The organism is Candidatus Enterococcus avicola (genome assembly GCF_047470845.1).
In the GTDB taxonomy this organism is placed as follows: domain Bacteria; phylum Bacillota; class Bacilli; order Lactobacillales; family Enterococcaceae; genus Enterococcus_D; species Enterococcus_D casseliflavus.
Genome location: NZ_JBLGTY010000033.1, coordinates 1 through 21,241, shown reverse-complemented (window position 1 = coordinate 21,241; position 21,241 = coordinate 1). Strand labels below are relative to the sequence as shown.

The 21,241-nt window shown below is 44.8% G+C and carries 23 protein-coding genes; 20 read left to right on the top strand and 3 right to left on the bottom strand.

The genetic code is table 11. The features are described 5' to 3' along the window. The first annotated feature begins 115 nt into the window (after positions 1–115). The 13 genes from rsgA (at position 116) to ACI3E5_RS16495 (ending at position 13,817) form a co-directional block, all read left to right on the top strand. Positions 116–1,000 carry a ribosome small subunit-dependent GTPase A gene (gene rsgA / locus ACI3E5_RS16555; protein ID WP_016608316.1) on the top strand — a complete coding sequence of 295 codons (885 nt, stop codon included), beginning with the start codon at positions 116–118 and terminating at the stop codon, positions 998–1,000. A gap of 9 nt (positions 1,001–1,009) precedes the next feature. Then, complete coding sequence (rpe, locus tag ACI3E5_RS16550; protein WP_015510634.1) at positions 1,010–1,663, top strand: ribulose-phosphate 3-epimerase; 654 nt, start codon at positions 1,010–1,012, stop codon at positions 1,661–1,663. Continuing rightward, the gene (locus ACI3E5_RS16545) at positions 1,664–2,296 is read left to right on the top strand and encodes a thiamine diphosphokinase (protein ID WP_325845125.1); all 633 of its coding nucleotides are present in this window, start codon (positions 1,664–1,666) and stop codon (positions 2,294–2,296) included. Between the two features lie 142 nt (positions 2,297–2,438). Continuing rightward, positions 2,439–3,296 carry a rod shape-determining protein MreC gene (gene mreC, locus ACI3E5_RS16540; protein WP_010748844.1) on the top strand — a complete coding sequence of 286 codons (858 nt, stop codon included), beginning with the start codon at positions 2,439–2,441 and terminating at the stop codon, positions 3,294–3,296. Positions 3,297–3,298: 2 nt separating this feature from the next. Next, positions 3,299–3,808, top strand: a complete 510-nt coding sequence (gene mreD, locus ACI3E5_RS16535) for a rod shape-determining protein MreD (protein ID WP_005230239.1) — start codon at positions 3,299–3,301, stop codon at positions 3,806–3,808. A 185-nt stretch (positions 3,809–3,993) separates the two neighbouring features. Then, positions 3,994–5,358, top strand: a complete 1,365-nt coding sequence (locus tag ACI3E5_RS16530) for a C40 family peptidase (protein ID WP_115233031.1) — start codon at positions 3,994–3,996, stop codon at positions 5,356–5,358. 69 nt (positions 5,359–5,427) lie between these two features. Next, entirely contained in the window at positions 5,428–7,176 is a 1,749-nt protein-coding gene (locus tag ACI3E5_RS16525) for a PTS sugar transporter subunit IIBC family protein (RefSeq protein WP_195961617.1), read from the top strand. Next, positions 7,157–9,187 (top strand): BglG family transcription antiterminator, encoded by a 2,031-nt coding sequence (locus ACI3E5_RS16520; RefSeq protein WP_325845124.1) that lies wholly within the window; start codon positions 7,157–7,159, stop codon positions 9,185–9,187. Before ACI3E5_RS16525 ends, ACI3E5_RS16520 begins: the two co-directional genes overlap by 20 nt. A gap of 12 nt (positions 9,188–9,199) precedes the next feature. Then, positions 9,200–9,634 (top strand): PTS mannitol transporter subunit IIA, encoded by a 435-nt coding sequence (locus ACI3E5_RS16515; protein WP_005232954.1) that lies wholly within the window; start codon positions 9,200–9,202, stop codon positions 9,632–9,634. 311 nt (positions 9,635–9,945) lie between these two features. Beyond that, positions 9,946–11,718, top strand: coding sequence for a PTS mannitol transporter subunit IIBC (locus tag ACI3E5_RS16510; protein WP_252704738.1), 1,773 nt, complete (start codon positions 9,946–9,948; stop codon positions 11,716–11,718). A gap of 15 nt (positions 11,719–11,733) precedes the next feature. Next, entirely contained in the window at positions 11,734–12,171 is a 438-nt protein-coding gene (locus tag ACI3E5_RS16505; RefSeq protein ID WP_015510630.1) for a PTS mannitol transporter subunit IIA, read from the top strand. A gap of 22 nt (positions 12,172–12,193) precedes the next feature. Further along, complete coding sequence (locus ACI3E5_RS16500; RefSeq protein ID WP_010748851.1) at positions 12,194–13,342, top strand: mannitol-1-phosphate 5-dehydrogenase; 1,149 nt, start codon at positions 12,194–12,196, stop codon at positions 13,340–13,342. A 175-nt stretch (positions 13,343–13,517) separates the two neighbouring features. Then, on the top strand, positions 13,518–13,817 hold the full coding sequence (locus ACI3E5_RS16495; RefSeq protein ID WP_077454122.1) for a hypothetical protein: 300 nt from the start codon (positions 13,518–13,520) through the stop codon (positions 13,815–13,817). A gap of 135 nt (positions 13,818–13,952) precedes the next feature. On the opposite strand, the gene ACI3E5_RS16490 is transcribed toward ACI3E5_RS16495, so the two are convergent. Further along, on the bottom strand, positions 13,953–14,465 hold the full coding sequence (locus ACI3E5_RS16490) for a type 1 glutamine amidotransferase domain-containing protein (RefSeq protein ID WP_005230261.1): 513 nt from the start codon (positions 14,463–14,465) through the stop codon (positions 13,953–13,955). A 124-nt stretch (positions 14,466–14,589) separates the two neighbouring features. Between ACI3E5_RS16490 and ACI3E5_RS16485 the strand changes: the two genes are divergently transcribed. The 3 genes from ACI3E5_RS16485 to ACI3E5_RS16475 all read left to right on the top strand — a co-directional run bounded on the left by ACI3E5_RS16485 (position 14,590) and on the right by ACI3E5_RS16475 (position 16,531). Further along, a complete protein-coding gene (locus tag ACI3E5_RS16485) occupies positions 14,590–15,141 on the top strand; it encodes a hypothetical protein (protein WP_252704737.1) in 552 nt (183 codons plus the stop codon). 182 nt (positions 15,142–15,323) lie between these two features. Further along, positions 15,324–15,767 carry a hypothetical protein gene (locus ACI3E5_RS16480; protein ID WP_252704736.1) on the top strand — a complete coding sequence of 148 codons (444 nt, stop codon included), beginning with the start codon at positions 15,324–15,326 and terminating at the stop codon, positions 15,765–15,767. An 8-nt stretch (positions 15,768–15,775) separates the two neighbouring features. Then, entirely contained in the window at positions 15,776–16,531 is a 756-nt protein-coding gene (locus ACI3E5_RS16475) for a DUF6681 family protein (RefSeq protein WP_005230266.1), read from the top strand. Positions 16,532–16,586: 55 nt separating this feature from the next. On the opposite strand, the gene ACI3E5_RS16470 is transcribed toward ACI3E5_RS16475, so the two are convergent. Beyond that, positions 16,587–16,994 (bottom strand): Hsp20/alpha crystallin family protein, encoded by a 408-nt coding sequence (locus tag ACI3E5_RS16470; protein ID WP_005230267.1) that lies wholly within the window; start codon positions 16,992–16,994, stop codon positions 16,587–16,589. 174 nt (positions 16,995–17,168) lie between these two features. Between ACI3E5_RS16470 and ispE the strand changes: the two genes are divergently transcribed. Then, complete coding sequence (ispE, locus tag ACI3E5_RS16465) at positions 17,169–18,020, top strand: 4-(cytidine 5'-diphospho)-2-C-methyl-D-erythritol kinase (protein WP_498822111.1); 852 nt, start codon at positions 17,169–17,171, stop codon at positions 18,018–18,020. A 171-nt stretch (positions 18,021–18,191) separates the two neighbouring features. Here ispE and ACI3E5_RS16460 read toward each other — a convergent pair whose 3' ends face one another. Then, a complete protein-coding gene (locus tag ACI3E5_RS16460; RefSeq protein WP_005230269.1) occupies positions 18,192–18,371 on the bottom strand; it encodes a hypothetical protein in 180 nt (59 codons plus the stop codon). Between the two features lie 306 nt (positions 18,372–18,677). Here ACI3E5_RS16460 and ACI3E5_RS16455 point away from each other — a divergent pair, with 306 nt between their 5' ends. Genes ACI3E5_RS16455 through ACI3E5_RS16445 form a run of 3 tightly spaced genes read left to right on the top strand, consistent with a single transcriptional unit; the run spans position 18,678 to position 21,133 of the window. Then, a complete protein-coding gene (locus ACI3E5_RS16455; protein ID WP_034696266.1) occupies positions 18,678–19,637 on the top strand; it encodes a metal ABC transporter substrate-binding protein in 960 nt (319 codons plus the stop codon). 12 nt (positions 19,638–19,649) lie between these two features. Then, a complete protein-coding gene (locus tag ACI3E5_RS16450; protein WP_005232967.1) occupies positions 19,650–20,330 on the top strand; it encodes a metal ABC transporter ATP-binding protein in 681 nt (226 codons plus the stop codon). Beyond that, on the top strand, positions 20,303–21,133 hold the full coding sequence (locus ACI3E5_RS16445) for a metal ABC transporter permease (protein WP_005230272.1): 831 nt from the start codon (positions 20,303–20,305) through the stop codon (positions 21,131–21,133). Before ACI3E5_RS16450 ends, ACI3E5_RS16445 begins: the two co-directional genes overlap by 28 nt. Positions 21,134–21,241: the final 108 nt, after the last annotated feature.

The window sequence follows — 21,241 nt, the reverse complement described above, 5'->3', positions numbered from 1 at the left end:
ATGTTTTTTAATACCTAAAATGAAAATGGGGCTGAAGAATCAATTCTGATTCATCAGTCCCATAAATTATAGAGCCAAAATATGATACAATAGTAAAAAACGAGGAGGAAATTGTTTGAAGGGAAAAATCATCAAAGCGCTAAGCGGATTTTATTATGTGGCATCAGAAGATGAAATCTTTCAAACCCGCGCTCGAGGAAATTTTCGGAATCGAAAAATCACTCCTTTGGTGGGGGATGAAGTGATCTTTGAAAGCAGCAATCAAACAGACGGTTATCTTTTAGAGATCTTGCCGCGAAAAAATGAGCTGGTTCGACCGCCAGTCGCAAATGTGGATCAAGGGGTGGTCGTGACAAGTCTAGTTGAGCCGAACTTCTCCTATAACCTATTGGATCGCTTTTTAGTGACGTTAGAGTATGAGGGGATCGAACCGATCATCTTTTTGACAAAAGCGGATCTTGTGAAAGATCTTGCCGCAATGAAAGCAATTGAGGAGACCTATCAAGCAATTGGCTACCACGTGATCACGTCAAAAGCAGAAGGCGAAGATCTATTGGAACTTCAACGGTACTTTCCTGAGCGGATCACCGTCTTTATGGGACAATCCGGTGCTGGAAAGTCGACATTGCTGAATCGGATCGTCCCAGAATTGGCATTGGAAACAGGAGTGATCTCAGAATCTCTCGGGCGGGGGAAACATACGACCCGTCATGTGGAGCTCTTGCCGATTTGTGATGGATTGGTTGCCGATACACCAGGATTTAGTTCGATCGACTTTTTGGAAATCGAAGCGGTGGAGTTACCCAAACTATTTCCTGACTTTTTAGCGGTAGCTGCCAACTGTCGTTTTAGGGAATGTAGGCACCTTAATGAACCTGATTGTGCAGTTAAGCAGGGGGTTGCAGCAGATGAGATTGCCGAGACTCGTTATAAGAATTACGTGCAATTTTTAGAAGAGATTGAAAACCGACGTCCGGTTTATAAAAAGAAGAAAAAGTGAGGGAAAAGCATGATAAAACTAGCACCATCTATTTTAAGTGCCGATTTTGCAAATCTTCAAAGAGACATTGAGCTGGTAGAGCGCCATGGCGCAGATTATATTCACGTAGACGTGATGGACGGTCATTTTGTCCCTAATATTACCTTAGGCCCAAATATCGTTAAAGCGATTCGCCCAGTTACCAAACTGCCGTTGGATGTTCACCTAATGATCACCGAACCAGAAAAGTATATCCATGCCTTCGCAGAAGCTGGGGCAGATATCATTGGGATCCACGCGGAAGCAACACCTCATATCCATCGTGCGATCCAAATGATTGTGGCAGAAAATGTCAAAGCAGAAATCGTCATCAACCCAGGCACACCAGTATCAGCCATTGAACATGTTTTATCCATGTGTGATCAAGTGTTAGTCATGACGGTCAATCCAGGGTTTGGTGGGCAATCCTTTATTGAAGAATCACTAGAAAAAATTGCGGTACTGGCTGCTTTAAAAGAAGAAAAAGGCTACCATTATGATATCGAGGTAGATGGCGGGATCGTTCCTGAGACAGCCAAACGTTGCCTGGAAGCAGGTGCAAATGTCTTCGTAGCAGGAAGCTATATTTACGATGCCGATGAACCTGCAGCACAAATCAGAGCCTTGAAAGAAGCTTTGCAATAAATGAAGATTTTGTTAGCAGCAGGGGGGCGCCCTGAAAATTGGCCACCGCTGATGACGTATGACAAATACATTGGGATTGATCGCGGGGCATTGTTTTTGCTTCAGCACCATCGGCCAGTCGATCTAGCGATTGGTGATTTCGACTCTTTGACCGCAGGCGAACTGCAAGCAGTCAAACAACAAGTCAACACAGTGATCCAAGCTCCTGCTGAAAAAGATGATACAGATACCCAATTGGCATTGGTGGAGACGTTGCGTCGCTATCCAAAAGCACAAATCGACTTGATTGGTGCAACAGGAGGACGTCTCGACCATCTTTTAGCCAATCTATGGCTGCCTTTAGAAGATCGGTTTCGTCCATTTGCCCCAAATCTGCGTTTTTTAGATCGTCAAAATGTCGTTCAGTTCTTTTTACCAGGCACCTATCAATTGGAAAAAGAACCCGAGATGCAGTATTTGGCGTACTGCTGTTTGACGCCGGTAACAGATTTGACGTTGACAGGTAGCAAGTATTTATTAGAAAACGTCCAAGTGCCGTACCCAACTTCTTATGCCAGCAATGAATTTCTGACACAAACAGCAGGTTTTTCCTTTAGCAGCGGGATGATAGCAGTCATTCAAAGTTGTGATTAAGAGACGGAACGTCTCTTTTTTTTGTTGAAAATTTCAGAAACTTAATTACAAAAAAAACATTAAGACGGTCAACTTAGCTTTTGTTTGCAGGGTATTAATGGTAAAATTGGAACTACAGTTTGGAATTATTTGAGGTGTCTTTGTGAAAAAGTTTAATCCTAATAAAAATATTATCATCACATTGATTATTGTGATTTTAGTTGTCACCGTATTAAGCGTGACGATTGCCCGCAGAGCTGCGGGAAACTCCACCAATGTTGTGCAATCAACGGTCAATGACTCCGTTGGCTTTATCGATAAAGTGATTACGGCGCCTTTTCGTTGGATCGAAAATGGGGCGAATTCAGTCAAAAACTTGTTTGTGACGTATGAAGAAAATGAACGTTTAAAAGAGAAATTGGACAGTTTTGATGAACTGGAACAAGCGAAGGACAATGCGCAAAGAGAAATCGATGCCTTGAAAGAAGAGCTAGAGCTGAATGCGACCTTGACGAATTATGAACGGATCTCCGCCAATGTCATCAATCGGTCACCTGATACTTGGCAGGATATGCTGATCGTGGATCGAGGCTCAAGAGACGGCGTTGAGGTCAACATGGCGGTCATGTCGCAAAAAGGCTTGATCGGTCGTGTGATAGAAGTCAATGCAGCTTCTTCTAAAATTGAACTTTTGACTTCTGAAAACCAGAATTCTAACCACTATCCGGTTCGGATCAGCGGCGAAGATGGGTCAAACTTTGGGATTCTAAGTAGTTACGATCAAAAAGAACGTTCCTTGGTCATTACCCAGTTGACAGGGGACAATGAGCTGAAGGAAGGCGATGTCGTGCAGACCTCTGGATTAGGAGGAAACTCGCCTGCCGACTTAGCGATCGGAACAGTGATCCGTACCACCAAAGATGAGTTTGGTCTTGATACCCAAGTATTTGTAAAACCGTATGCCCAAATGTATGATATTCAAGCAGTAACGATTATCAAACGCTTGGCAGGTGAGGAATAGCCATGAAAAAGCATGACTACATCAAATACTTGGCAGCGGGCGTCTTCTTTTTGATGATGTTGGCAGATGGACAACTGACGCGTTTTTTAGAAAAATGGACCCAAGACAATTATATCGCCAGTGCGCATCTTTTATTGATCGCCCTTTTATGTGGCGCGAAGTATTTGCCGAAAAACTTTTTGATCACCACGGCGCTTGTGATCGGTTGCCTTTATGACGTGTATTATGTCGGTGTGATCGGCATCTACACGGTGGCGTTTCCCTTGATCGTATGGATCATGTATATTTTGAAAAATACGCTTTATCAAAATGTATTTACCATGTTTTTCGGAATGATCATCTTTGTTACAAGCTTAGAAGTTGTGACGTTGGGCGTCCAGTTGCTATTTAAGATCGCCTCAGTTAGCACGTCATTCTTTGTTTCCCGCTTTCTAGCACCTACGCTTTTATTGAACATCATTTTGTTTATCCTTTTAGTCGTTCCATTCATGAAGCTATTCAAAGACGAATAGCTTCATTTTTTTTGCGTTTGACTGTATAAAAATAACAGCGATTGAAATGTTTTTGTAATATTCCTTTTATCTCTCTGACATACGGCTGTGTTACAATCACACTATCGTGAAGGACTTTAGGTATTCTTAAGCATTTATACATAAAAAAACCATATTAGGGGAAGCAACAGCCGGAGGAATGAAGAGTGAAAAAGCGAATTTTATCTTTATTGTTAGTAAGTTCAATTGTTCTTACTTCTGCAGCAGCACCGACACTTGTCTTTGCATCAGATTTTGACAATAAAATTGAAGAAAAAAATAAAGAGATCTCTGACTTGCAAAACCAGCAAGCGAGCATCCAGTCACAAGTAGCAGCACTTGAAAGCGACGTGGCTGCAATCAATGAAAAAGCCCAAACTTTGTTGCAACAACAAGGTGATTTGCGTGCGGATTCTGAAAAGTTGAAGCAAGAAATTGCTGATTTGAAAGTCAGAATCGAAAAGCGTGAAGAAGCGATCCAAAAACAAGCCCGTGACGTTCAAGTCAATGGTCAAAGCACGAACTTTATTGATGCAGTATTAGAAGCTGACTCTTTAACAGATGCTATTGGCCGTGTGCAAGCAATGACGACGATCGTCAATGCTAACAAAGATCTTGTGGATCAACAAAAGGCAGACCAAGAAGCAGTTGAAGCGAAGAAAGCAGAAAACGACGATAAATTGGCAGAAATCGCAGCGAACCAATTTGAGCTAGAAACACAATTAGGGGATCTACAAGCCAAACAAGCCGATTTAAATGTTTTGCAAGCGGAATTGGCTGTTCAACAAGCATCTAAAGAAGATGAAAAAGCTGATTTAGAAAAACAAAAAGAAGAATACGAAGCAGAACAAGCACGCATCGCTGCAGAAGAAGCTGCGGCGGCAGCAGCTCGTGAACAAGCAGCACAAGAAGCAGCGGCACAAGAAGCGGCAGCAGCTGAAGCAGCTACTCAGGAAGCAGCAGCGTCTAGTGACTCTTCAACATCAAATTCAACAACACCAAGCGCTACAACAAATTCTAGTTCTACGACTAATAACACACAAGGAGATTCATCACAAGGTGGCGGTTCAACAAATACGACACCATCGACTCCTGCCAACAATAACAATAGCAATAACAACCAAGGATCGAACAATAGCGGCAATGGTGCAAGCAATACTCCTGCACCCGCACAAACGGTCAACGGTTCAGCAATCGTAGCAGAAGCAATGAAATACATTGGTACTCCTTATGTATGGGGTGGTACGACACCAGACGGCTTTGACTGTTCTGGCTTTACACAATATGTATTTGCTAAAGTTGGGATCTCATTACCACGGGTAACTTACGCACAAGAATTTTCTGGTACGGTGATCTCGATCAATGAAGCAAAAGCTGGTGACTTGTTATTCTGGGGTAGCCGCGGAAGCACACACCACGTGGCGATCGCTATGGGTAACGGACAATACGTTCATGCACCAACACCAGGTCAAAATGTTTCTGTTAGCAGTTACTCTTATTACTCACCAGATTTCGCGGTACGCGTAAACTAAATCAATTGAAGCTATTTCAAAAGCTGGCGTTTTACGTCAGCTTTTTTTGATTTCTGTTTTAAAAAACGTATGCTTTTTTTGTTTTCAGTCTTGCCAGAACATCTTATAATAGAGAAGAGAAAGGAAGCGGATAAAATGAACAAGACCTCGTCTTCCAGAGAAAAAATGATAACGGTTAAGTTTTATACGAATTATCTTTCTCGCATGATGATGCCGAATTTAAGTATTTTTATTGCGTGGATGCTGATTTCATTCCTGCTGCCTTTTTTCTCAGTCGATCAACAAGTGATCCAGCAAATGGAACAAGGGGTCTTGACTGTGCTGCTGCCCCTCATGATCGCCTATACAGGTGGGCAGATGTTGGCGCCTGAACGAGGTGGGGTCGTAGGAGCAGTGGCGGTCTTAGGGGCTATTCTCGCAACGGATATTCCCCAGGTCTTTGGGGCGATGCTGCTGGGGCCGCTAGCGGGCTGGCTATTGTACCGCAGTGATTCGATCGTGAGCAAAGTCAAAAGTGGCTATGAGATGCTGGTGCGCAATTTTATTGCAGGTGCGTTTGGCGGACTCCTCTTTTTAGGCAGTTACTTCCTATTGGCGCCGCTTTTTAATTGGTTCAGTCTCGGCAGCTATCAGCTCGTTGATTATTTTGTTCAGCAAAACGTCTTGCCCTTTATCCATATCATTGTAGAACCATTGAAGGTTTTGTTTTTTAATAATATTGTCAACCATGGTCTATTTACACCGCTAGGGATCGAAGCAGCGGCACTCAATGGTCAGTCGGTTTTATTTTTGATCGAGGCCAACCCCGGTCCAGGATTAGGGGTCTTAGCGGCGTATCTTTTTTTTGGTTCAAAGCGAAACCGAACGAATGCCGCAGCATCCGTTTTTGTGCAGGCTATTGGTGGGATTCATGAAGTGTATTTCCCGTTTGTTCTGCTCGATCCTTGGGTGTTGCTCGGTCCGATCGTTGGTGGTTTCAGTGGCACGCTGATCTTCCAATTTTTAGGGGTAGGCTTAAGAGCGCCTGCGTCTCCGGGCTCGATCTTAGCGATTTTACTCAATACACCGCCGTCTATGATCCTAGGTGTCTTAGCTGGGATTATCGTCAGTACGGTCGTATCGTTTGCGATCGCTAGTGTGCTGTTAAAACGGAAGTCCAATACAGAAAATGAGGAGCGTAAGATGCCGAAAATGAAGAAAGTCACGGAGATCGTCGTGGCCTGTGACGCAGGGATGGGGTCCAGTGCGATTGGTGCCAGCATACTAAAAAAACAGTTACAAGAAGCCCAGCTAACGTTTCCTGTCCGCTATCAATCGATTTATCGTGTGATCGATGATCCCGCGCTTTTGGTGATCACCCAACGGGAATTAGCAGCTATTGCCCAAAAGCAGACACCACACGCACAGCATTATGTGTTAGATAATTTTTTGGCGGCTGATGAGTATGCCCCGCTGATTAAAGAATTACAAAGAAGAGAACAGGATCCGCAAAAATCGCTGCAAACCGAGGCAGCAAGTTCGTTAGGATTTTCAACGATCATCTTTTTGTATACTGGAAAAAAACGCGGTTCACAAACGATGGCAGTGGAGATACTAAGCAAAATGGCCCGCCAACAAGCGCTGTCTTTGACCATCAAAAAAATGGCGTATGAAGGACAAGCTCTTGACCCTACGGCAGTCTATATCCTCCCGAAAGAACTTGCAGAAAAGTGCCCGATCCCAGATGTTCCTTTGCTGGTGGTGGATGATTTATTGACGACAGATGCGTATCGTCAGTTACTGACAGAAGGAGTCGACTATGTTTTTGACCAATCGTGAAACACTTTTATTAACGGAATTGATGAATAGTACCGGTCCAGTTTCTTTAGATCGCATGATGCAAGTCTTAAAAGTCAGTAAACGAACGGTGTACCGTGAACTGGCTAATCTAGAAAAATCGCTGGAAACAGTAGGAGCTACCTTGGAGAAGGTCGGTCGTGGTCATTTCCAAATTTTTGCATCAGAAACGAGCATTCGCCAATTGCAAGAAGCCATTATGGCAGATACCGATCAAGAATTCGCGGCTAGTGAGCGACAACATCGTATTTTGCTGCAACTGACTACCGCCACGAAGCCTGTATCTAGTCATTTCTTCTTGGATCGCTACCAAATCAGCAATACGACGTTTTTTTCAGATATCAAACAGCTAGAAGAAAGTCTCGCACGGCTGCCGTTAAGGATCGTGCGCAATCAAGGGTATGAGATCGAAGGCTCCGAAAAATATCGGCGATTGATCACAGCCAATACACTAGTGATGGAGATCAATGAGTACCAATTTTTCCATTTACTGGAAACCGATGATGAAGCCCCGTTTATTTTTCAATTTCTGTCCCGTGACCATCTATTGCTAGCCCAGCGGCTGATTCGAGAAACCATCGAGCCGCAGTTCAAGGAACTTAGTGACCGCAAATTGGCGTTTATCGTCTTGATGCTGGCGCTAGCCATGGATCGGGTAGCTTTGGGCTACACGGTGGAAGAAGAGACGTACCCGAGTCAGATCAACAAAGACTTGCTGAAGGTGGCGAAAAAGATTTTTGCTCAGATCGCCGAAAAGACGAAACTGCTTTATTCCATCAACGAAATCGTCTTTTTTGCCGTGTTACTAGGTGATTTTGCTAATTCCTTTGATCGTGATTTTTTTGATGACAATTTTGATACTGACTTGGCTTATCGTGTGAAACGCTTGATCGAATTGGTCAGTGAGCAAACGGAAGTGGCGTTTTATGAAGACACGAACTTGTATAAAATGCTGCTGACCCATATCTCAGGAGTGATGACGCGGGCGATTTTAGAAGAAGATCATTTGAACAACCCTATCCTAGAAAAAATCATGAACCAGTATGTCGAGATCGCCAGCGGGATTCGCAATCATCTGCCGCAGGTCTTTCCGCAGCAGCAGTTCTCGGAAGAAGAAATCGCCTATATGGTCCTGCATTTTGCCAATTCGTTGGAAAAAAATCCGAAAGTGTTAGAAGTCAATATTGCAGGGATCTCTCCTAGCGGATTAGCCTCCATCAGTTTATTAGAGATGCAGCTGCGGAAACATTTTCCCTTTATCAATCAAATCACCTTCTTTCGAGTGGGAGATGTCAAACGGGAAAATATCGAGGAGACCTATGACTTGGTGATCTCGACTTCCTTGCTGCCAGGGTATCAAGGAGAGTACAAACTCGTTTCACCGATCCTGCTAGAAGAAGATATTCAAGAGTTGAAGAAGGCCTTCCAAGCCATTAGTCAGAAAAAACGTTCCGCAAAAAAAGCACCCTCTGCTTTGGTCAAAGAGGAATCCTATGAAGAGGTCTTGGCTTTTATCGAAGCCATTAACCAGCTATTGGCGCTGTTTCAAGTGCAAGCCATTGATAACCCAGCGGACTTGGAAGAAACGTTGCAGCTGGTGCTGACGTCTTTTGATGAACATGTTGTTTTGGATCGTGAGAAAGTCGTTGATCGTCTGTTACGGCGCTACTTCCAAGCGCCAGTGGGCATTCCTGACACTCACTTTGCCTTGTTTCACGCGGCGAGCTCGGCGATCCTGCAACCAGTTTTTCGTATTTTCGACTTGAAACAGCCTTTGCCCCTTTTAGCGATGGATAAAAAAGAAATCGCTGTTACCCGTTTATTAGTCATGCTTGCGCCGTATCCTATCAATGAAACAAGCTCTCAGATGTTAGGAAAAATCAGTGGTTCGATCATTATGAATGATCTAAATACGGAGATTTTTAATTCGGGCAATGATTCGATTATTTATCAGTTGCTCTCTTCGCTCTTGATTGAAGAAGTAAAACAATAGGAGGGATCAGCGATGTATATTCCACAGGAGCGGATTTTGTTGGATCAACACTTTACCGATGCCACAGAGGCTCTGACAAAAATTGGCGAGTACTTAGTCAACCAGGAGATCGTTTCCTTGCCCTATGTCAAAAGCCTTTTGCGTCGCCATCAAAAAACAGGTGTTTACATCGGTAACTTTGTGGCATTGCCCCATGCGGAAGAAGAAGCCCAGCAATGGATCAAGGAAGAAGGACTCTTTTTGATCCAAGTGCCTGATGGCGTCGACTTCGGCACGAAGGAGCAGCCTAAAATCGCTACGATCCTTTTCGTAGTCGTCCTAAAAGAGCAGCAATTAGCTGTTTTGCAAGAAATCGCCTTTTTTTGTTCTGATATGCAAAATGTTCGGGCGCTTAGTGATGCCGAATCGGTTGAAGAGATCCAACAGATTTTGTTAGCAGAAGAATAAGCGATCAGCAGCAGACTGGCTTGCAACAAGAGCAGCGAACGAAATACATGAATGAGCTGCCTCCGTGTGCTTGCTCTTTCTACCTTGTGTAGAAGGAGTGAGTACACGTTTTTTTGTGTTTAGGCAAAATCAAAAAAAATGCTCCACGTGAAACATAACAAAGATAAGCGAGTGCAGGGGCTGCTCGCCTTTTTTTGTTCTATCCGTTTGGCTACAAGTTTTGGCACAGTTTTTTGTGCCAAAGTACGACTTTCGAGCTTTTTGGGAAGCGCCTACAATAAGGGTGTAAGCAGACGAGAGGAGAGAAAAAAATGGAACAGACACAAAAAGCAGCCAAATCATCAGTCAAAGCAAAAGTTCAAAAATTAGGCAGTACGTTGTCGAGTATGGTGATGCCGAATATCGGCGCATTGATTGCATGGGGTGTATTAACGGCATTATTTATTCCAGATGGGTATTTACCAAATGAAGCCTTTGCAACGATGGTCGGTCCAATGCTAACGTATTTGATCCCAATCTTGATTGGGTATACTGGCGGGAAAGTGATTGCTGGTGACCGCGGAGCCGTGGTTGGGGCGATCGCAACGATGGGGGTCATCGTCGGAACGGATATCCCAATGCTATTGGGTGCGATGATCATGGGTCCTTTAGGCGGTTGGGTCATCAAGAAATTTGACGAGATCTTCCAAGACAAAGTTCGCGCTGGCTTTGAAATGTTGGTCAACAACTTTTCATCAGGTTTGATCGGTTTTGCCTTAGCATTACTGGGCTTTGTAGCAATCGGGCCAGTTGTTAACACCTTGACAGAAGCAATGGCAGCAGGGGTCGAAGTAATCGTCAATGCCCACTTGATTCCATTAGCCAATATCTTTATTGAACCAGCAAAAATCTTATTCTTAAACAATGCTATCAACCATGGAATTTTGACACCATTAGGTACTGAGCAAGTCAGCGAATTTGGGAAATCGATTCTTTACTTATTAGAAGCCAATCCTGGACCTGGTTTAGGAGTCTTGCTAGCCTTCACTTTCTTCGGAAAAGGAGCAGCGAAATCTTCGGCACCTGGAGCGATCATCATTCACTTTATCGGTGGGATCCATGAGATCTACTTCCCATACGTCATGATGAAACCATTGATGTTCTTAGCAGTGATTGCCGGCGGTGTATCAGGAAGCTTTACCTTCCAATTGCTAGGTGCAGGCTTACGGGCACCTGCTTCACCAGGTTCGATCATTGCGATCTTAGCAATGACGCCATTCAACTCAGTGATGAGTGTCGTTTCTGTCTTAGCCGGAATTGCCGTAGGAGCAGGCGTGTCCTTTATCGTCGCTGCCGCGATCTTGAAAGCGGATGCGAAGGATACGGTGGATAATTTTGAAGAAAAAGTACAACAAACGCAAGCAGCAAAACTCAGCTCAAAAGGCTTGGCGGCTCAACCAACGACTGGCATCAATCGTATCATCTTCGCATGTGATGCAGGCATGGGCTCCAGTGCTATGGGGGCATCGATCTTACGTAAAAAAGTCAAAGAAGCGGGTCTTCCACAAAATGTCTCGAATTCCGCCATCAACAATTTGACGGACGATGCCAATACGCTGATCGTCACTCAAGAAGAATTGCAAGAACGTGCCAAACAAAAAGCGCCAAATGCGACCTTTGTCGCGGTTGAAAATTTCCTGAACTCTCCACGGTACGATGAAATCGTAGCCACATTGTCAGGGACTAAGACAGCGGGGGAGACAGCAAAAAAGTCTGAAGCAGGCAACCAGATAGATGTTCCTTCCGCCAATGACCTTAAGCAAGTCAGTGAAATCATTTTGGCCCACGATGATCGCAAAGGTTCGGCAACGATGGCTCAGAAAGTTTTCCAAGATCTTTTAGCCAAAGAAGCTCTGACGATGCCAATCAGAAAAAGCCATATCAATGATCTCCATGCCAACGCCTCTTCACTGGTGATCACAAAAGAAGCCCTAACGCCGCAAGCGCAAACGTCAGCGCCAGAAGCGATCCACCTATCTGTCAATAATCTGATGGGAACGACGAACTATCAACGGATCGTGGCATCGATCAAAGCAGCGAATTAAGAAAGGATGAGCCGAATGCAAGTATTAGAAAAAGACATGATTGAATTGAACAAACAATTTGCGACCAAAGAAGAAGCCATTCGTTACTGCGGCGAAAAATTGCTGGCGGCAGGTTGTGTGGAAAAAGAATACGTCGATGCCATGCTTGAGCGTGACGAGATGCTCTCAGTCTATATGGGGAACTTTATTGCGATTCCTCACGGCACGGATGAAGCCAAAAAATACGTCAAAAAATCAGGTATCTGTATCGTGCAAGTACCTGATGGCGTGAATTTCGGTACAGCGGACGAAGAAAAAATCGTCACCGTCCTTTTCGGCATCGCGGGCAAAGGGGAAGATCATCTGCAATTGGTCCAACAAATCGCCCTCTTTTGCAGCGATATCGATAACGTTGTCGAATTGGCGGATGCCTTAGATAAAGAAGAAATCGCCCAAAGTTTGACCGTAGCATAAGGATTTAAGGAGGAGACAAGACATGAAGGCAGTTCACTTTGGTGCAGGTAATATTGGTCGCGGCTTTATCGGCGAGATATTGGCTGCCAACAACTTTGAAATCACATTTATTGATGTCAATGAAACGATCATTGACGCCTTAAAAGCAAGACAAGGGTATACCATCGAATTAGCCGATGAGACCCAAGAACAGATCCACATTGAGCATGTGACGGGATTGAACAATGCCAAAGAACCAGAAGCGGTGATCCAAGCGATCGCCGAGGCAGACATCCTTACGACCGCCATTGGTCCCAACATTTTGCCGCATATCGCTGAGCTGATCGCCAAAGGCTTAGAAGCACGTCAGCAACACCCAGACAAGCCAGCCATTGATGTGATCGCCTGTGAGAACATGATCGGCGGATCGACCTTTTTAAAAAGCGAAGTGCAAAAATACGTTGCGGATTGGTCCGCGTTAGAAGCGACGGTTGGTTTTCCAGATGCAGCGGTGGACCGCATCGTACCGCTGCAACATCATGAAGATCCCTTATTCGTTCAAGTAGAACCTTTTTGCGAATGGGTGATCCAAGAGTCAGGGATGAAATCCTCGATCCATCTGCAAGGGGTCCATTATGTGGCGGACCTGGAACCGTATATTGAACGGAAATTATTCAGTGTCAATACGGGTCATGCTACGGTAGCGTACACAGGCGCCCTCCAAGGCTATCAGACGATCGATGAAGCGATGCAGGACCATTTAGTGGTTATCCAATTAAAATCCGTTCTCGAAGAAACTGGGCGGCTTTTAATTGAGAAGTGGGCTTTTGATCCTGAAGAACATGAACGGTATATCGAAAAAATCATCCAACGCTTTAAAAACAAACACATTTCCGATGCCATCACACGGGTGGCACGGACACCTGTCCGCAAATTAGGAACCGAAGAACGCTTTATCCGACCAGTCCTTGAGTTAGAAAAACGCAACATGCAGCCAGATCATCTCTATGAAACGATCGGCATGATCTTCAACTACAAAGACCCTGAAGATGAGCAAAGCCAACAGTTACAAGCACTTTTGGATGAAAAATCACTACCGGAAGTTATTGCAGAAATCACTGGCTTACAAGATGAAGACATGATTGAAACGATCCGACAAAACATTGAAAAATATGCGTATGTTGCCGCATAAAAACGAGTAACACACAGAACAAGCAGATAAATTGCCGCATCCGTAAAAGCTAGCCCAACAAGCGAGCTTTTGCGGATGTGGCAATTTCTTTCAACGCTTGTTCTGTATTTTTTTGCTCACTGATTGACCTTTGCTGCTAACTTGACGATAATAAGAAAAGAAATGAGGGAGAGCGATGGAACGATGGTTTGAAGAAGCCCAGCTTCAAGTAATTGAGTTGCCGATCGAATGGCAGGAAAACCGCCCCGTCTATCGGGCCTTTATCCGTGAATTGCCGACGATCCAAGGGGAAGGAACTTCGCGGCAAGCTGTTTATCGGCAGTTGGCAGAAGCCTACGCGGCTTACCTTGCCCAACTTCGAGAGGCCAATGAGGCACAGGAAGAAATGACGTCTTCCTTATTATCGACGGAAGAGTTATTGCGCTATTACGATGGCGAGACTTTCGATGGTTTTGAGTTGCCCTCTGACGAGTAACGGGAAACGAGCTATTCACTGAAAACTGAAAAGCTACGCAAGAAAAAACCGCTCAGCTGCAGCTCGATCGATACGAAGGATCGAACGCTGCAATTGGCGGCTTTTTTTCTCTAAGAAACCAAGTCTTATTCGTGGTTAGTTCAATGCCTCGGTAATGGCTTGATTGAAGGCATCTAAGTCATCTGGGTTTCGGCTGGTGATCAACCGATAGGTTTCGTCGATCACGACAGGCTCATCTTTGACGGTGGCACCTGCGTAGGCTAAATCTGGTCGCACAGAATCATAAGCCGTCAAGGTCAAATCTTTTGTCAGTCCTGTTTGGATAAACAGTTGTGGGCCGTGGCAAATGGCAAAGACGGGACGATCAGATGTCAAAAAGTCTTTCGTCAATGACACATAGCGCTCATCGGTCCGTAATTGGTCAGGGGAGAAACCGCCTGGGATCAACAAAGCATCAAAACTTGCAGGATCGATCGTATCAATGGCCGCATCGACGGTAAATGTTCCACCTTGTTTGCCTTCGACGGTCTCGGCGCCTTCATTACTAATAACGACTACTTCGTGTCCAGCCGCTTCCAGTGCTTCTTTTGGTGACGTCAACTCAACATCTTCAACTAGATCAGTGACAATAACAGCAACTTTACTCATTCGATCTCCTCCTTATTACTTGATGAACAATTTGTTCACCTGCTATTATTTATGCTAACGAAGATTTTCGCTGTTGACAAATCATCTGTTTGTCCGCAGCTTGAAAAAGAAAGAAGGCAACGCCATGGCAACGATCCAACTATTTATCTCTGATACCCCCCTTTGCTTTGAAAAAGCGGAATTCACTTTTATGGAAGAATCATTTGTCATCGAGAAACAGCAATTATTTGAAAAAGTTGATGCGGTGATGCATCAGGAAGTATCCTCGGCCTTGGTTTCATTGGTAGAAAAAGCCCTTTTGACGCTAGAAGCGATCGGGGAAGAAGAGGATTATTTCGACCTGCTTTATTTGACCTATGAGAATACCCGCCATTCCCTCAGCGGACAGCAATTACTCGCGCAGCCGTTTCCAGCTGTAGAAGCAGCCTTGCAGCCAGTCTTTGATGAGTTGGCAGAACCGATCGTAGAAAAGTTTTATGAAGAGCTGACCAATCAGCTAGAAGAAGTTGCTGATGATGAACTGTTTAGTTCTTATTATCTGGATGAGGAAGAAGCGGTGATCCAAATCGATGCCCCGATCCTACATGAAGAAGTGATCGCTTTGCCTACCCTTTTACGGGATTACCATGGCACGTTTCGGCTGACCTTTGAAAAGTTTTATGAATACCTTGTGTAGCGGGGGCAACTGCCGTCGTTGTTTTTTTGTGAAAACAGTTACATGTTTAGATTTTTTTAAATCCTGCGACAGAAGCCTCTGGAATCTTGACCCTTTTGTCAGAAACGATTATAAAGGTAAGAAGAGGCTGAAGGAACCGAGGCTGCCAATGGGCAACATCGGGTAAGAAAAGGATGAGAATCATGCGAAAAGTCCCGCCTATTTTAAAACCAATTGCACTTTTAACGATATCAACGATCATTGCCACTGCCACCGGCGTGGTGAATTCAGGCAGCTACCGCCAACCAAGTCGTGTGACGGAAACGACAGAGACGACAGAAACGACCGAACAAGTACCAAGTGAAAGCACACCCTCTTCGATGACTGAAGACAGTCAAAATCAGACACCTGCTAGCACGGACTCACAACCGACGAACGATGACCAGCAGACAACACCGTCATCCAGCAGTGAACCAGCAACACCAGCAACGACTCCGTCTTCTTCGGTGCCTGCAGAAACGACGCCATCAAGCGATGCCAATGTTTCACCAGCACCATCGGAAAACAATCAGGAAACACCTTCTTCAAGTGAAGAGACCACGCCAGATCCACAAGGGATCATGGATGAGAATCAAGGAAATGAGTAGGTGAGAAAATGACGCTTATTTTAGATTTAATCAACGGCATCCATAAATTTTTGGGCTATCTCGATATCAGTCCTAAATACTTGAACCGTGCCTATACCATCCTCAGTATCATTCCAACGGCGTATATTTTGCGGATCGTCTACGGGATGTTTGCGAACCAAAACTATTTTCAAGCGATCCTTTATACGGTCGGCTTTTTGGTCTTAGTCTACTTCTGGGTACTGAATATCTTCTATTATTTCTTAAACAAAAATATGAAGTTCGATGTCACTCAGGCCTTTGTCAAAGTTTTACCAGACGAAGTCTTCAATATTGAAGGAGAAACCATCAGCACCACCGACATTGATCGTTTGACGACTGAAAAAGCGGTGATCCATTTTGAAGAAGACTATCAGCTGGTATTGGCGAATCATTTGCAGACCTTGATCGCTCAAGAAGAATTGGCGATCAAACCGTCATCCAACGGCTTTACGATCCCGAAAAACACCTTGTATCCTTACTATTTTGTCAAACAGCAAGGGGAAAATGAGTACGCATTACAGATCGGTACTAGCTACACGGAGATGACGAAAGTCGGCACGATCCAATGGACAGGCAAACAGCCCTTAGAGCCAGTGGGCTTATTTATCACTGGCGGTGATTTTATCAAAAATGATGTGAAATACCATGAACCATACAGTTTGAAATTGTACGTCAAAAAAGAGATTTCTGAAGAAGAACCACAGACCTCAAGACAGGCGTATCGACGACAAGCACGCAAATAGGAAAAGGCAGCCCCCAAGAGCGTTCTCTGAAGGGACTGCCTTTTTGGTATCTCGGTTATTCGATCGGGATATTTTTTGCGGGTGCATCTTTGTAGCTGGCTTTTGGTAACGTCAGGGTCAAAACGCCGTCTTCAAACACTGCTTTAATGGACTCGTCATCAATGTCTGTGATGGTGAAGGTCCGTTGATAGGCACTGCTAGAGCGTTCTTTGCGCAAATAATGTCCGAAATCCTCCTCGGTTTCCGTGGTCTCTGTTTGAGCCGCTGAAATCGTCAGCGTGTTGTTGACGTAACTGACGCGGATGTTTTCTTTCTTGATGCCGGGTAAATCTGCTTGAACGAGATACTTGTCTTCGTACTCTTTAATGTCCGTATTCATTTGCCGTTCTTGCCAAAAACTGTTCATTAATTTGCCTAATAGTTCTTCACCGCCTGCGAAATCTCTTGGAATCAAATTTGCCATGTGGTTCCCCCGCTTTCTTTTATCTATTGAGTTGGTACTTCTATTTTACGAGGAACCAAGCCAAAGGGCAACCAAAATGGCAACAATCATAAAAACAAGAGAAATCACTCAACTATCTTATAAGAATCTGCTATGATAGAACTAAATAACTATCAGATGATTGGATGAATGAAGATGGAGATTATTGAAAAAGCGCCAGCTAAGATCAACCTCGGTCTCGATGTGTTAGAGAAAAGAACAGACGGCTACCATGAGTTGGAAATGGTGATGTCTAGTGTTGATCTAGCCGACCGTCTGATAATGGAAGAGATAGCAGAAGATAAGATCATTATAGAAACCAACAAAGCCTTTTTGCCGATCGACAAACGCAATAATGTCTATCAAGCCGCCAGTATCTTAAAAAAACGCTACGGCATAAAAAAAGGCATCCGTATCCGCATCACCAAGAATATCCCGGTGGCAGCTGGGTTAGGTGGGGGCAGTACGGATTGTGCGGCAGCGCTGCGGGGGATGGTTCGCCTGTGGCATTTAGACCTTTCCATGGCAGAGCTGATCGATATTGGTATGGAAGTCGGCACCGATGTTCCCTATTGTCTTTATGGGACCACTTCCCATATTGCAGGAAAAGGGGAGCTGGTGACGCCGCTGCGGCCGATGCCGCAATGTTGGGTCATCTTGGTTAAACCTCGTTTGAGTGTTTCAACGGGGAAAATCTTTCAAGAAGTCGAGCTAGACCAACTGCACCATCTAGATATCGCAGCATTGTCGGCCGCCGTCTTAGCCGAAGATTATCCAGCAATGATCGCTGCCATGGGCAATAGCCTAGAAGCCATCACGATCCCGAAGTATCCGATCGTCCAACAGATCAAAGATCGCATGATGAAATACGGCGCAGACGTTGCCTTGATGACCGGCAGCGGACCGACTGTCTTTGCTCTTTGTCAAAAATATTCGCGGGCACAGCGGGTCTATAATGCCTTAAAAGGATTCTGCGATGAGGTTTATCTTGTACGTACATTGAAATGAATGAGTCAAGGACACAGGCTGAATTCGCCTGTGTTTTTTTGTATGCCTTCTATTTCAATGGTAAAGAAAAAGGCAGCTGAAGTGGGGAAGGAAGCATCTAGAAGCTGCCCTACACAAAAGTCCCCGACGAAAATAAGGCGTCGGGGTCTGATTCTTTACGTAAAGCAAAGGCTATTCTTTTTGGTGCTGCTTCTTTGCGGATTTTTTCTTTTTGTCTTCTTCATACAATGGTTTGTCGATCGTTTTGCGGATTTCTTCGGTTTGCTGCGATGCAGGATCTTCTGGTAAGACGATTCGAGTCAACAAGTCGCTGTTGTTTACAGTTGGCGGCACAGTTACAAATTCGTTCATCTTCGTTTCCTCCAAGTGCTTTTAGGTTATTATCCTACATACTCTCTAATTTTTCAAGCTGGTACAGCCGGGACGCATGGCGAATGGCGTAAAATATGGCTAAGTTCCTGAGAGAAGAATCCGCTTCAAATGAACGTTTTCTCCTATGTTTTCCGATTTATCTCGAAATAAAAGTTTTAAATCGTAAAACGTACGATTTGTCTTGACGAACCGGAAATCATTTGATAGAGTAACTTTTGCTAACAAAACGGAGTTGTTCCGTTTTAAAATAAAAAGAAGAGCCAGCAAATGGAAGGGGAAATCCCGATGAAAAAAATCTTACTTACTACAGCACTCCTTTTAGGGGGCGTGCTTCTTGGCGCTTGTGGGCAGCAAGAAGCGACAAGCCAATCGAGTGACACAGAGAAGCTGTCGATCGTCACGACGTTTTATCCAATGTACGAATTTACGAAAGAAGTCGTAGGCGACGCAGCAGAGGTCTCCTTGTTGATCCCTGCAGGAACCGAACCCCATGACTATGAGCCAAGTGCCAAAGATATGACCAAAATCATGGATGCAGATGCCTTTGTCTACAATAGTCCTGAGCTAGAAACTTGGGTCGCTAGTTTGACGGATTCCGTCGATCCTGAGCAAACAGCCGTGATCGAAGCGGCCAAAAACATTCAGTTGGTGGAAGGCACAGAGGAGGAAGATCATGACGCGCATGATCACGAAAGCGAAGACAGCCATGAAGGCCATGATCATACGTACGATCCTCATGTTTGGACCGACCCAGTCTTAGCGATCCAAGAAGTAGAAACGATCCGCGATGACTTGATTGCGAAGTTTCCTGAGCAAAAGGCAACTTTCACGGAAAATGCAGCTGCCTATATCGAAAAGCTTTCTGCTTTAGATGAAGCCTACCAAGCGGCGTTAAAGGATGCGACCCAACGAACCTTCGTTACGCAGCACGCAGCCTTTGGCTATTTGGCACGGCAGTATGATTTAGTCGAAGAATCGATTTCGGGCATTTCACCCGATCAAGAACCAACGCCAAGTCGGTTGGCTGAGCTGAAAGAATATGTAGAAGAAAAACAAGTCAAAGTTATCTATTTTGAAGAAAACGCGTCATCGAAGGTGGCTGAGACCTTAGCGTCTGAAACAGGAGTGGAGCTGGCGGTCTTGAATCCATTAGAAAGCTTGACGCAAGAGCAGATGGATAACGGCGAAACATACCTGTCTGTAATGGAAGACAATTTGGCAGCATTACAAAAAAGTATTCACTAAGGAGGCGCCTGCGTGCGTTATATCGATGTAAAAGATTTGACCTTTTATTATGATGATGAGCCCGTCTTGGAAGACATTTCCTACTTTGTCGAAGACGGCGAATTCGTGATTTTGACTGGCGAAAATGGGGCGGCAAAATCTACTTTGATCAAAGCAACCCTTGGTTTGTTGAAACCTTCTAAAGGAGCAGTCACCTTGGCGACCAAAAATGCTGCTGGTGAAAAATTAAGCATCGGCTACATTCCTCAGCAGATTGCTTCCTTTAACGTCGGGTTCCCCAGCACCGTTTTGGAATTGGTCCAATCGGGCCGCTACCCAAGAGATCGCTGGTTCAAGCGCTTGACGAAACGAGACCATGAACATGTCCGCCGTGCATTAGATGCCGTCGGGATGTGGGACGTGCGTCATAAACGGATCGGCGAGTTGTCCGGTGGCCAAAAGCAGCGGATCAGCTTGGCACGGGTCTTTGCCACGGACCCTGATTTATTTATTTTAGATGAACCGACTACGGGGATGGATGAACAATCCCGCAATCTGTTTTATGAACTGCTACGGCACAATGCTCATGACCACGGCAAGTCGATTTTGATGATCACCCATGATCACGAAGATATCAAAGAATACGCGGACCGTCAGATCCGTTTAGTGCGGAAGGAGGATTCACCATGGCGTTGCTTTCATATGAATTCATGAGAAGAGCTTTTCTTGCGGCGATTTTTATTGCTGGTATCGCACCGATGCTGGGGGTTTTTCTAGTGATTCGGCGACAGTCATTGATGGCGGATACGCTGTCTCATGTCTCTTTAGCAGGGGTGGCACTAGGCTTCTTTCTAAATCTAAATCCGAGTTTGACGACGTTATTGATCGTAGTCATTGCCGCAATCATTTTGGAATACTTGCGAACACTGTACCGCAGTTATTCAGAGATCTCGATCGCCATTTTGATGTCTGGCGGCTTAGCGTTAGCCCTCGTCTTGATGAACCTTAGCGGGGGGAACTCCGCAACGAGTATCCAATCGTATTTGTTTGGGTCGATCGTTACGATCACACAAGAACAAGTCTGGATCTTAGGCTTTTTGTTTTTAGTCGTTTTTGCTTTATTCTTCTTATTCAAACGGCCCATGTACATTTTGACCTTTGATGAAGATACCGCCCATGTCGATGGCTTGCCTGTGCGAGTGATGTCGATGCTCTTTAATGTCTTGACGGGGGTGGCAATCGCCATGATGATCCCGATTGCGGGTGCATTGTTGATCTCTGCGATCATGGTTTTACCAGCTGCCATCAGTATGCGTTTAGGCAAGAGCTTCAATGCCGTGATTTTGATCAGTGTCGTGATCGGCATGATTGGGATGATGTCTGGTTTGACCAGTTCCTTTTATTTGGACACACCACCGGGTGCGACGATTACGCTGGTTTTTATCGCTCTTTTCTTAGTGATCAATTTGATCAAACGCATCGTGATCCTCGTCCAACGAAAACAACGCCTAAAATAAAGGGCTTTATGAAAAAGAAACGAAGAATTTTGGCTCTTTGTCAATAAGGACTGATGAGTTGTGTAAAATCAAATCTGGGTCAGAATGAACCACATTCTGGCTCAGATT